At 72.2% G+C, this 10,149-nt stretch carries 13 protein-coding genes; 7 read left to right on the forward strand and 6 right to left on the reverse strand.

What is annotated here, in order from left to right:
- Nucleotides 1-9 precede the first annotated feature (9 nt).
- Nucleotides 10-1,116 carry a hypothetical protein gene (locus ACS04_RS08200; protein ID WP_048475868.1) on the reverse strand — a complete coding sequence of 369 codons (1,107 nt, stop codon included), beginning with the start codon at nt 1,114-1,116 and terminating at the stop codon, nt 10-12.
- A gap of 82 nt (nt 1,117-1,198) precedes the next feature.
- Between ACS04_RS08200 and ACS04_RS08205 the strand changes: the two genes are divergently transcribed.
- Nucleotides 1,199-2,356: a cystathionine gamma-synthase gene (locus tag ACS04_RS08205; protein WP_048475869.1), complete on the forward strand. Its 1,158-nt coding sequence runs from the start codon at nt 1,199-1,201 to the stop codon at nt 2,354-2,356.
- 32 nt (nt 2,357-2,388) lie between these two features.
- Here the strand turns inward: ACS04_RS08205 and ACS04_RS08210 are convergent, their stop codons facing one another.
- The 3 genes from ACS04_RS08210 to ACS04_RS08220 form a co-directional block, all read right to left on the reverse strand.
- Nucleotides 2,389-2,640: a hypothetical protein gene (locus ACS04_RS08210; protein WP_048475870.1), complete on the reverse strand. Its 252-nt coding sequence runs from the start codon at nt 2,638-2,640 to the stop codon at nt 2,389-2,391.
- Nucleotides 2,641-2,680: 40 nt separating this feature from the next.
- Nucleotides 2,681-3,109 carry a sigma factor-like helix-turn-helix DNA-binding protein gene (locus ACS04_RS08215; protein ID WP_245236323.1) on the reverse strand — a complete coding sequence of 143 codons (429 nt, stop codon included), beginning with the start codon at nt 3,107-3,109 and terminating at the stop codon, nt 2,681-2,683.
- Nucleotides 3,110-3,190: 81 nt separating this feature from the next.
- The gene (locus ACS04_RS08220) at nt 3,191-3,712 is read right to left on the reverse strand and encodes a MarR family winged helix-turn-helix transcriptional regulator (RefSeq protein WP_048475872.1); all 522 of its coding nucleotides are present in this window, start codon (nt 3,710-3,712) and stop codon (nt 3,191-3,193) included.
- 263 nt (nt 3,713-3,975) lie between these two features.
- Between ACS04_RS08220 and ilvA the strand changes: the two genes are divergently transcribed.
- From ilvA to ACS04_RS08240, 4 genes are all read left to right on the forward strand, one after another.
- Complete coding sequence (gene ilvA, locus ACS04_RS08225) at nt 3,976-5,211, forward strand: threonine ammonia-lyase (protein ID WP_048475873.1); 1,236 nt, start codon at nt 3,976-3,978, stop codon at nt 5,209-5,211.
- A gap of 92 nt (nt 5,212-5,303) precedes the next feature.
- The gene (locus ACS04_RS08230; protein WP_048475874.1) at nt 5,304-5,801 is read left to right on the forward strand and encodes a hypothetical protein; all 498 of its coding nucleotides are present in this window, start codon (nt 5,304-5,306) and stop codon (nt 5,799-5,801) included.
- Nucleotides 5,802-5,886: 85 nt separating this feature from the next.
- The gene (locus tag ACS04_RS08235) at nt 5,887-6,852 is read left to right on the forward strand and encodes an ATP-binding cassette domain-containing protein (RefSeq protein WP_048475875.1); all 966 of its coding nucleotides are present in this window, start codon (nt 5,887-5,889) and stop codon (nt 6,850-6,852) included.
- Nucleotides 6,849-7,706 (forward strand): ABC transporter permease, encoded by an 858-nt coding sequence (locus ACS04_RS08240; RefSeq protein WP_048475876.1) that lies wholly within the window; start codon nt 6,849-6,851, stop codon nt 7,704-7,706. Before ACS04_RS08235 ends, ACS04_RS08240 begins: the two co-directional genes overlap by 4 nt.
- A 96-nt stretch (nt 7,707-7,802) precedes the next feature.
- Here ACS04_RS08240 and greA read toward each other — a convergent pair whose 3' ends face one another.
- The gene (gene greA, locus ACS04_RS08245) at nt 7,803-8,300 is read right to left on the reverse strand and encodes a transcription elongation factor GreA (protein ID WP_048475877.1); all 498 of its coding nucleotides are present in this window, start codon (nt 8,298-8,300) and stop codon (nt 7,803-7,805) included.
- A 136-nt stretch (nt 8,301-8,436) separates the two neighbouring features.
- Nucleotides 8,437-8,865, reverse strand: coding sequence for a DUF4307 domain-containing protein (locus tag ACS04_RS08250; RefSeq protein ID WP_048475878.1), 429 nt, complete (start codon nt 8,863-8,865; stop codon nt 8,437-8,439).
- 121 nt (nt 8,866-8,986) lie between these two features.
- Between ACS04_RS08250 and mca the strand changes: the two genes are divergently transcribed.
- Nucleotides 8,987-9,868, forward strand: a complete 882-nt coding sequence (mca, locus tag ACS04_RS08255) for a mycothiol conjugate amidase Mca (RefSeq protein WP_063839248.1) — start codon at nt 8,987-8,989, stop codon at nt 9,866-9,868.
- 2 nt (nt 9,869-9,870) lie between these two features.
- Nucleotides 9,871-10,104 (forward strand): hypothetical protein, encoded by a 234-nt coding sequence (locus ACS04_RS08260; protein ID WP_048475880.1) that lies wholly within the window; start codon nt 9,871-9,873, stop codon nt 10,102-10,104.
- Nucleotides 10,105-10,149: the final 45 nt, after the last annotated feature.

Consider the following 10,149-nt stretch of genomic DNA (forward strand, 5'->3'; position numbering starts at 1 on the left):
GTTCGCCGGTCAGTGGGGGAGGGTCGCCGGGGAGCCGCCGTTGGCCTCGTAGCCGGCCACCGCCAGGGCGCGGAACACCGCGTACTGGGCCGCCGGGTCAGGGGAGACCGACCACGGGAGGGCGCCCACGCAGCCGTCGATGTGGCGGATCTGCTCCATCGCCTCCGCCCAGCGCTCCATCGGCACCAGGAACGACAGCAGCATGTGCCGTACGTGCGCCAGCATCGGGTCGTCCTGGCGGGCGGTGTGCACCGCGTACAGGGCGCCCTCCACGGCCCGGGTCACCACCGCGCCCCGCCAGTAGTTCGTCAGCACCACGTCCGGCACGTGCTCGTACACCGCGAACAGCGGCAGCGCCGCCAGCAGCGAGCCCCGGGGGGCGCGGGCCGCCGCCGCGTGCGCGAAGGCGTCCGCCTTCTCCCGCGAGCCGTGCCACTTCTCGCACCAGTAGTGCAGCGCCGCCAGGTGCGCGCCCATGTGCGCGGGCGCGACGTCGATGACCTTCGCCCAGAGCGCGTCGAACTCCGCCTCCGAGTACCCCAGCGCCCGCGCCACGGCCAGCTCCGTGATGAACGGCACCGGATCGCCCGGCGCCAGCAGCGCCGCCTTGCGGCACGCCTCGCGGGCCTCCTCCAGGATGATCCGGTGGTCCGTGGAGCCCACGCCGCCCGAATGCCGCCACGCCTGCTGCACCAGCAGCTCCGCGTGGACCTGCGCGCCGCCCGCGTCCTTCTCCGCCTCCAGCCGCCAGGCCTTCAGCCAGCGCGCGCCGACCCCCGGCTCCGCGACCAGCTCCAGCGCCGCGGCGCCGCCGAAGGCCTGGACCCGCTGCCAGCGCAGCTCGCCCTCCTTCGGGGTGCCGGCCAGCAGCTGGGAGGCCGCCTGCCACCGGCCGGTGCGCTGGACGGCGTCCAGGGCCTCCATCAGGTCCTCGTCGGGACCCGGCACCCGGATGTCCAGGTGCTCCTGGCGGGCGAAACCGTAGTTCTCGGGGTCGGCCGCGTCAGGGCTGCCCGGCGCGACCAGGCGCAGGCTCCCGCCCCGCCTGCGCCGTATGTACGGGCTGAAGGCGGCCACGAGCAGGCCGAGCGCGATCAGGAACCACAGAATCTCCATGCCCCCAAGCGAACCAGACGCACCCACGCGAAGGCCAATGCCCCACCCGGCCCTCCGGCCCGGCACCCCATAAGCTCTGCCCATGAGCGACGACAGCCACCAGCACCAGAGCTTCGAGACCCGCGCGATCCACGCGGGCAACACGGCGGACCCGCAGACCGGCGCGGTCGTGCCCCCGATCTACCAGGTGTCCACGTACAAGCAGGACGGCGTCGGCGGACTGCGCGGCGGCTACGAGTACAGCCGCAGCGCGAACCCGACCCGCACCGCCCTGGAGGAGAACCTCGCGGCGCTGGAGGGCGGCCGGCGCGGCCTCGCCTTCGCGTCCGGGCTCGCCGCCGAGGACTGCCTGCTGCGCACCCTGCTCTCCCCGGGCGACCACGTGGTCATCCCCAACGACGCGTACGGCGGCACCTTCCGCCTCTTCGCGAAGGTCGTCTCCCGCTGGGGCGTGGAGTGGTCGGTGGCCGACACCTCCGACGCGGCGTCCGTGCGGGCCGCCCTGACCCCGAAGACCAAGGTCATCTGGGTCGAGACCCCGTCCAACCCGCTGCTCGGCATCACCGACATCGCCGTCGTCGCCGACATCGCGCGGTCGGCCGGCGCCAAGCTGGTCGTGGACAACACCTTCGCCTCGCCCTACCTCCAGCAGCCCCTCGCGCTCGGCGCCGACGTGGTCGTGCACTCGCTGACCAAGTACATGGGCGGCCACTCCGACGTGGTCGGCGGCGCGCTGGTGACCGCCGACGCGGCGCTCGGCGAGGAACTGGCGTACCACCAGAACGCGATGGGCGCCGTGGCCGGCCCCTTCGACTCCTGGGTCGTGCTGCGCGGCATCAAGACGCTGGCCGTCCGCATGGACCGGCACGCGGAGAACGCGCAGAAGATCGTCGAGGTGCTGACGCGCCACCCGAAGGTCACCAAGGTCCTCTACCCGGGCCTGGCCGAGCACCCGGGCCACGAGATCGCCGCCAAGCAGATGCGCAACTTCGGCGGCATGGTCTCCTTCCAGGTCGCCGGGGGCGAGGAGGAGGCGGTCGCGGTCTGCGGCCGCACCAAGATCTTCACCCTGGCCGAGTCCCTCGGCGGCGTCGAGTCCCTCATCGAGCACCCGGGCCGCATGACCCACGCGTCGGTGGCGGGCTCGGCCCTGGAGGTCCCGGCGGACCTGATCCGCGTCTCGGTCGGCATCGAGAACGCCGACGACCTGATCGCGGACCTGACCCAGGCCCTCGGCTAGCCGGCGCGGCGGCGAGAGCCGCCGGGCGGTGGCTACCAGCCCTGCAGGGGCGGGGACACACCGCTCGGCGGCACCTCCCACGGCCGGGTCACCGAGGCCCACACCGCGAAGGCCACGGCCGCCGCGGCGAGCAGCGTCCAGCCGGCCCGCCGCAGGGCCCGCCGGCGGCGCAGCAGCCGGTCCCCGCGGGCCGCGGCACTCGCCGCCAGCCCGACCGGGACCACCGGGCGCGGACCCTCCAGCAGCCGCCTGACCTGGTCCTCCTTGCGGTCGTGGGCGCTCACGCCGCCTCCCGGGAGCGGACCACGGTCACGCCCCGGGCGCTCACGCCGCCTCCCGGGAGCGGACCGCGGCCACGCCCCGGGCGCACAGCGCCCGCACCCGCTCGGCCGGCAGCCCCAGCTGGGCGGCCGTGACCTCCTCGGCGACGCCCTCGTACACCCGCAGCACCAGTACGAGCCGCTCCAGCGGGCCGAGCGGCGCGAGGAGCCCCCTACCGCCGTGGTGGCGCCGGCCGGTGCGGGCGAAGGCGGCGCACAGCTCCCGGCGGGTGTGGTCGTACGGGTCGTCGCGGCGCACCCGGCGCCACTGCGCGTACGTACGGGCCAGCGCGCCCGCGAGCAGCCGGCGGGCGGCGGCGGGCTCCTCCAGCGGCTCGGCGGTCAGCAGGACGGCGACGTGCAGCAGCCGCCCCGCCGCACCCGCGACGTAGGCCTCGAACTCCGCGTAGGTGCCCGGCCGGTGGACGTCCACAGGCCACATGGTGCGGGCAGCGGGACCGCCCGGCCAAGAGGTCGGACGGACTCCGGATCGGGCCGGCGGGCGCCCCGGACCTCAGGAGGCGGGGCCCGCCTCCGAAGCGGCGCCCATCAGTTCCGACAGCGAGCCGTTGAACCGGGTCAGCAGCCCGGTGAACGACTCGCGCTCCTCCTGCGACCAGTCCTCGGTCACCCGGGCCATCAGCTCGCGGCGCGAGGAGCGGACCTCCTCCAGCCGCGCGAGCCCGCGCGGGGAGAGCGCGAGCACCACGGCCCGCCCGTCCTCCGGGTGCGAGGTGCGCTTGACCAGGCCGCTGTCGACGAGCGGGGCGACCTGGCGGGTGACGGTGGAGGAGTCGATGCCCATGCCGCCGGCGAGCGCCTTGACGCCCATCGGGCCTTCCAGGTCGAGCCGGTTCAGCAGCAGGTACGCGGCGCGGTCCATCGAGTTGCGGGCCTGGCCGACCCCGCCCAGACGGGTCTGCTCCGCACGCCGGGCGAAGACGGCCACCTGGTGCTGGAGCGCGTCGAGGAGCCCGGCTTCGGCGGACGCCTCGGCCGCCGTGGGCAGGTCGGAATTGGCCGGGTTGGAGGGCATGGCCGTGAGCTCTCTTCGCGAGGGGCCGACAAGGTTGGGGGACAGAGTACGCGGCCGTGGGGCGGCCCGTACGCCTCGTACGAGAACTGATACGGGCGGTACGGACCAGGGCGGCGGGCCCGTCCCGGATGGCGTGATTTCGCCCCCTGTGGGCCCCCGGAACCGTGCCCCGCGAGACCCGTCGCACCGGACGGGCACCCGCTCCGAAGGGCCCGGCTCCGCTCCCCCCGGCCGTGAGCGGTCGGGGCTGCGAGACTGGCGGCATGAACTACCGCGTGCCCGTGCCCGTTCCGCAGGTCATCCTCGACGACGTCCGCGGGGCCCAGAAGATGCTCTCCGGCGTCGCCCGGGTCACGCCGATGGAGAACAGCCGGCACCTGAGCGCACTCACCGGCTCCCCGGTCCACTTCAAGTGCGAGAACCTCCAGCGGACCGGCTCCTTCAAGCTGCGCGGCGCGTACGTGCGCATCGCCGGCCTGCGCCCCGAACAGCGGGCGGCCGGCGTGGTCGCGGCCAGCGCCGGCAACCACGCGCAGGGCGTGGCCCTGGCCTCCTCCCTCCTCGGTGTCCGCTCGACGGTGTTCATGCCGGTGGGGGCGCCGCTGCCGAAGGTGGCGGCGACGCAGGAGTACGGGGCCGAGGTGCGGATGCACGGGCAGGTCGTCGACGAGACCCTGGCGGCGGCCCAGGAGTACGCCGACCGCACCGGGGCGGTGTTCATCCACCCCTTCGACCACCGCGACATCATCGCGGGCCAGGGCACGGTCGGCCTGGAGATCCTGGAGCAGTGCCCCGAGGTGCGCACGATCCTCGTCGGCATCGGCGGCGGCGGCCTCGCCGCGGGCATCGCCGTCGCGGTCAAGGCCCTGCGCCCCGACGTGAAGGTCATCGGTGTCCAGGCGGAGGGCGCGGCCGCCTACCCGCCCTCGCTGCGGGTCGGACACCCGGTCTCGATCGACAACCCGGTCACCATGGCCGACGGCATCAAGGTCGGCCGCCCGGGAGACATCCCGTTCCACATCATCGGCGAGCTCCTCGACGGCGTCCGCACGGTCTCCGAGGACGACCTCTCCAGCGCCCTGCTGCTGTGCCTGGAGCGCGCCAAGCTGGTCGTCGAGCCCGCCGGGTGCAGCCCCGTCGCCGCCCTGCTGAGCCGTCCCGAGCTGTACGGGGGCGGCGGCCCGGTGGTCGCGGTCCTGTCCGGAGGGAACATCGACCCGCTGCTGCTCCAGCGGATCCTGCGCCACGGCATGGCGGCGGCGGGCCGCTACCTGTCGCTGCGGCTGCGCGTCGCGGACCGGCCGGGGGCGCTGGCCGGGCTCCTCGCGGTGCTGTCGACGGTGGACGCGAACGTGCTGGACGTGAGCCACGTACGCACCGATCCCCGGCTGGGGCTCACGGAGGTGGAGGTGGAACTGCACCTGGAGACCAAGGGCCCGGAGCACTGCGCCGAGGTCGCACGCACCCTCCACGGGGCCGGATATGCGGTGATCAGCTAGGTCTTGTCCCCTTCGGTGGTGACACAGGGGTGCGGAATCCGGCCGTTTGTGTGAGACTCCCGGCCACGTTCACATGGGGTGGGAGTCTCTCGGTGCACATTCGCGTCAGACCGCAAACGGCGGCCGTCATCGCTCTGGCCGCGTCGGCGGCCCTCGTCCTCACGGGCTGCTCCTCTTCCGACGGATCCGGCGAGGTGGCGGCGCAGAAGGCGGCCGCGGCCGCGGCGCCCGCGGCCAAGGGCGCCGAACCGCCGGTGAGCCGCGACACCGTGGACCAGGAGGTCCGCTCGGCGCTGCGCGCGGCGGGCCTGGACCCCGAGAAGGGGAAGGGCTCGGGCGACGCGGACAACACGAAGAACGCGAGCCAGGTCGACTGGACCGCCGTCGTGAACACGCAGCAGGTGGAGGGCGCCCTGCCGCGGATCGGCGAGCACCTCAAGCACCTCGGCTGGCGGGAGACGGCGCCGCAGAGCTACGAGCAGACGGACTGGGTGCTGCTGATCGGCAGCGTGAAGCAGGCGGCCGGGGTGAACCTGAAGGCGAACGAGAGCCTGCTCACCGTGAACGTCACGTACCTCGGCGCGGGCTGACGCCCGGGCGGCGCTTGACCCGCGCCCCTATGATTTGCCTGGGAAGTACCGGTTCTCCGGCTCGCTACCACCAGGGGGAATCCCTATGCCAGGCGCCATCTACGCCGAAGGGCTGGTCAAGACCTTCGGCGAGGTACGGGCACTGGACGGCGTGGACCTCGATGTCCCCGAAGGCACCGTGCTGGGCCTGCTCGGCCCCAACGGCGCCGGCAAGACCACGGCCGTGCGGGTCCTGACCACCCTCCTGAGGCCCGACAGCGGAACGGCGGTCGTCGCCGGCATCGACGTCCTCAAGCATCCCAACGAAGTCCGCCGCGCCATCGGCCTCTCGGGCCAGTTCGCCGCCGTGGACGAGTACCTGACCGGCCGCGAGAACCTCCGGATGGTCGGCCGGCTCTACCAGATGACGGGCAAGGCGGCGAAGGCCCGGGCCGACGAACTGCTGGAGCGCTTCAACCTCGCCGACGCCGCCGACCGCACCGCGAAGACGTACTCCGGCGGCATGCGCCGGCGCCTGGACCTCGCGGCCGCACTCGTGGTCCGCCCGCCCGTGATGTTCATGGACGAGCCCACCACCGGCCTCGACCCGCGCAACCGCCAGCAGCTCTGGGACGTCATCCAGGAGCTCGTGGCCGGCGGTACCACCCTGCTGCTCACCACCCAGTACCTGGAGGAGGCCGACCACCTCGCGCACGACATCTGCGTGGTCGACCAGGGCAAGGTCATCGCCCGCGGCACCTCCGACCAGCTCAAGGCCCAGACCGGCGGGGAGCGCGTCGAGGTCGTCGTGCACGAGCGGGAGCACATGAACGGCGCACGCGCCGTGCTGGCCGGCTTCGGCAAGGGCGAGACCACCGTCGAGCAGCACACGCGCAAGCTGACCGTCCCGGTCAGCGGCGGCGCCAAACTGCTCGCCGAGGTCATCCGCGAGCTGGACTCGCGCGGCATCGACATCGACGACATCGCGCTGCGCCGGCCGACCCTCGACGACGTGTTCATCTCCCTCACCGGCCACGCGGCCGCCCTGAACGACGAGGAGGTGCAGAAATGACCCCCGCCTCCCCGGCCCCGCAGCTCGCGGCACCCCGCCCGCGGGGCGGCATCGTCCAGGGCGTCAACGACTCCCTGGTCATCGCCCAGCGGAACCTGATCCGGATGTCCCGGATCCCCGAGGTGATCATCTTCGGGGTCATCCAGCCGGTCATGTTCGTCGTGCTCTTCAGCTACGTCTTCGGCGGCTCGATCAGCGTGGACGGCAACACCTCGCCCGCCGCGTACCGCGAGTTCCTGATGGCCGGCATCTTCGCCCAGACCGTCACCTTCGCCACCGCCGGCGCGGGCGCGGGCATCGCGGACGACATGCACAAGGGCCTGATCGACCGGTTCCGCTCGCTGCCCATGGCCCGCGGGGCGGTCCTGACCGGCCGCACGCTGGCCGACCTCGTCCAGACCACCCTCACGCTGGTGGTCCTGGCTGTCGTCGCCCTGCTCGTCGGCTGGCGCACCCACACGAGCGCCGGCGAGGTGCTGGGCGGCTTCGCGCTGCTGCTCCTGCTCGGGTACGCGTTCTCCTGGATCGGCGCGCTGATCGGCCTGTCGGTGCGCACTCCGGAGGCGGCCACCTCGGGCGGGCTGATCTGGCTCTTCCCGCTGACGTTCATCTCGAACGCCTTCGTCCCCTCCGAGAACATGCCGACGTTCCTGCGGACCATCGCGGAGTGGAACCCGTTCAGCGCCACCGTCCAGGCGGCCCGGCAGTTGTTCGGCAACTTCCCGCCGGGATACGAGGCCCCCGCGGCCTGGCCCATGCAGCACCCGGTCACCGCGTCGATCCTGTGGTCGGTGCTGATCATCCTGGTCTTCCGGACCCTGTCGGTCCGCAAGTACCGCTCGGCGAGCGCGTAGCCCGTACGGCGCCGGTCATCGTCCCCGCCCCGGCCGGGCATGCCGAAAGCCCCCGCCGGATCCGTCCGGCGGGGGCTTTCTCTCACGCGGGGGTGATCAGCCGGTGAAGGGCTTGACGTCGAGGATCTTGACGGTGGCCTTCTTGCCGTTCGGCAGCTCGTACTCGGCGTTCTCGCCGATCTTCTTGCCCATCACGCCCGTGCCCAGCGGGGACTGCGGGGAGTAGGTCTCGAAGTCCGAGGACGCGTACTCGCGCGAGGCGAGCAGGAAGGACATGGTGTCGTCCTCGTCGCCGTCGAAGGCGATGGTGACGACCGTGCCGGGCGCGACCTCGCCGTCGGCGGCGGGCGCGGTGCCGACCTTGGCGTTCTCCAGGAGCTGCGTCAGCTGGCGGACGCGGAGCTCCTGCTTGCCCTGCTCCTCCTTGGCCGCGTGGTAACCGCCGTTCTCACGCAGGTCGCCCTCCTCGCGGGCGGCTGCGATCTTGGTGGCGATCTCCGTGCGTGCGGGACCAGAGAGGTAGTCCAGCTCTGCCTTCAGCTGGTCGTACGCCGCCTGGGTCAGCCAGGTGACGCTTTCGCTCGTCTGGGTCACGGGTGCTCCTCGTCGGTACAGGGGACTACTTGTCCGCCAGCGGCGGGCGAAACCACGAGCCTAACAATTCGGGAAGAAAAGGGGGAGGACACCATCTGTATGAAGTGTGTCATCGGGCCCGTGAGCAGGGAAGAGATCAACCTGCCGTCGGCGTGGTGCCCTGGCCCGCGGCCTGGCAGCCGACCAGTTCGATCATCGTGGCCCGACCGGTGGTCTTCAGCGAGAGCATCTCGTCCACGCGCGAGCTCTTCTGCCCGAAGGTGAAGTCCGCGCGGCCCACCTCGGCGTGCTCCTCGTTCTGGGAGCTGAGGGTGCACACCCCGGCGACCCCGGCGTCCTTGCGCACCTCCAGGTGCACCTTCACCTCGGTGTCCGAGACCACCTGGAACTTGATCACCTCGGCGCTGACGCTCTGGCCCGCGACGTAGTCCCAGCCGATCCATCCCACCAGGCCCAGCAGCCCGACGCCCAGCACCGAGCCCACGATCTTGAGCTTGCGGTCCGCACGCTCGTCCGCCGACCGGCCGTAGCGACCCTCGGGCAGCCCCTCGCGCACCGCGCTCATTGATCGTTCCTTTCGGGAAGGCAGGACTCCGGTAGTCCGGGGGCAGCCCCGGAATTTTTCCACCCCCCGATTCGGTCACTATAGGAGGCGAACGCCCTGACGACTCAAAGAGGATCCTGTCTTGACCGAGCAGCTTCGACTGATGGCCGTCCATGCCCACCCCGACGACGAGTCGAGCAAGGGCGCGGCCACCATGGCCAAGTACGTGTCCGAAGGGGTTCCCGTGCTGGTGGTGACCTGTACGGGGGGCGAGCGCGGCTCGATCCTCAACCCCAAGCTCCAGGGCGACAAGTACATCGAGGAGAACATCCACGAGGTCCGCGCCAAGGAGATGGACGAGGCCCGCCAGATCCTCGGCATCGACCAGGAGTGGCTGGGCTACGTCGACTCCGGCCTGCCCGAGGGCGACCCGCTGCCCCCGCTGCCCGAGGGCTGCTTCGCCCTGGAGGACGTGGACGAGGCGGCCGGCCGCCTGGTGAAGAAGATCCGCGCCTTCCGGCCGCAGGTCATCACCACGTACGACGAGAACGGCGGCTACCCGCACCCCGACCACATCATGACCCACAAGATCACGATGGTGGCCTTCGAGGGCGCCGCGGACACCGCGAAGTACCCGGAGGCCGAGTTCGGCCCGGCGTACCAGCCGCAGAAGCTCTACTACAACCAGGGCTTCAACAAGCCGCGCACCGTCGCCCTGCACGAGGCCCTGCTCGCGCGCGGCATGGAGTCCCCCTACGGGGAGTGGCTGGAGCGCTGGAAGGAGTTCGAGCGCAAGGAGCGGACCCTGACCACGCACGTGCCCTGCGCCGACTTCTTCGAGATCCGTGACAAGGCGCTCATCGCGCACGCCACGCAGATCGACCCGGACGGCGGCTGGTTCCGCGTCCCGATGGAGATCCAGAAGGAGGTCTGGCCCACGGAGGAGTACGAGCTCGCGAAGTCGCTCGTCGACACCTCCCTCCCCGAGTCCGACCTCTTCGAGGGCATCCGGGAGAATGCTTAGCCATGAGCGCTACGCACGCAGCACTGACCGAGCTCCTTCCGCTCGCGGGGGACACCTTCGACAAGAACAAGGTGACCCCCGGAGTCCTGGGCTTCATCGTGTTCGCGGCCCTGGCCCTGGCCGTGTGGGGCCTGATGAAGTCGATGAGCCGGCACATGGGCCGGGTCGACTTCAAGGAGGCCCCGGAGGCCGGTGCGGCCCCCGCCTCCGCCCCCGCCGCCGACCGGGCCCCGTAGCCCGGTAGCCCCGCGGCCCGGCATCGCCGGCAGCCCCGCAGCCCT

The organism is Streptomyces roseus, assembly GCF_001044425.1.
In the GTDB taxonomy this organism is placed as follows: domain Bacteria; phylum Actinomycetota; class Actinomycetes; order Streptomycetales; family Streptomycetaceae; genus Streptomyces; species Streptomyces roseus.

Bases quoted from the DNA above. Each gene is read 5' to 3' on its own strand.
- ACS04_RS08200 (WP_048475868.1), bottom strand. From the start codon at position 1,116: ATGGAGATTCTGTGGTTCCTGATCGCGCTCGGCCTGCTCGTGGCCGCC.
- ACS04_RS08205 (WP_048475869.1), top strand. From the start codon at position 1,199: ATGAGCGACGACAGCCACCAGCACCAGAGCTTCGAGACCCGCGCGATC.
- ACS04_RS08220 (WP_048475872.1), bottom strand. From the start codon at position 3,712: ATGCCCTCCAACCCGGCCAATTCCGACCTGCCCACGGCGGCCGAGGCG.
- ilvA (WP_048475873.1), top strand. From the start codon at position 3,976: ATGAACTACCGCGTGCCCGTGCCCGTTCCGCAGGTCATCCTCGACGAC.
- ACS04_RS08235 (WP_048475875.1), top strand. From the start codon at position 5,887: ATGCCAGGCGCCATCTACGCCGAAGGGCTGGTCAAGACCTTCGGCGAG.
- ACS04_RS08240 (WP_048475876.1), top strand. From the start codon at position 6,849: ATGACCCCCGCCTCCCCGGCCCCGCAGCTCGCGGCACCCCGCCCGCGG.
- ACS04_RS08250 (WP_048475878.1), bottom strand. From the start codon at position 8,865: ATGAGCGCGGTGCGCGAGGGGCTGCCCGAGGGTCGCTACGGCCGGTCG.
- ACS04_RS08260 (WP_048475880.1), top strand. From the start codon at position 9,871: ATGAGCGCTACGCACGCAGCACTGACCGAGCTCCTTCCGCTCGCGGGG.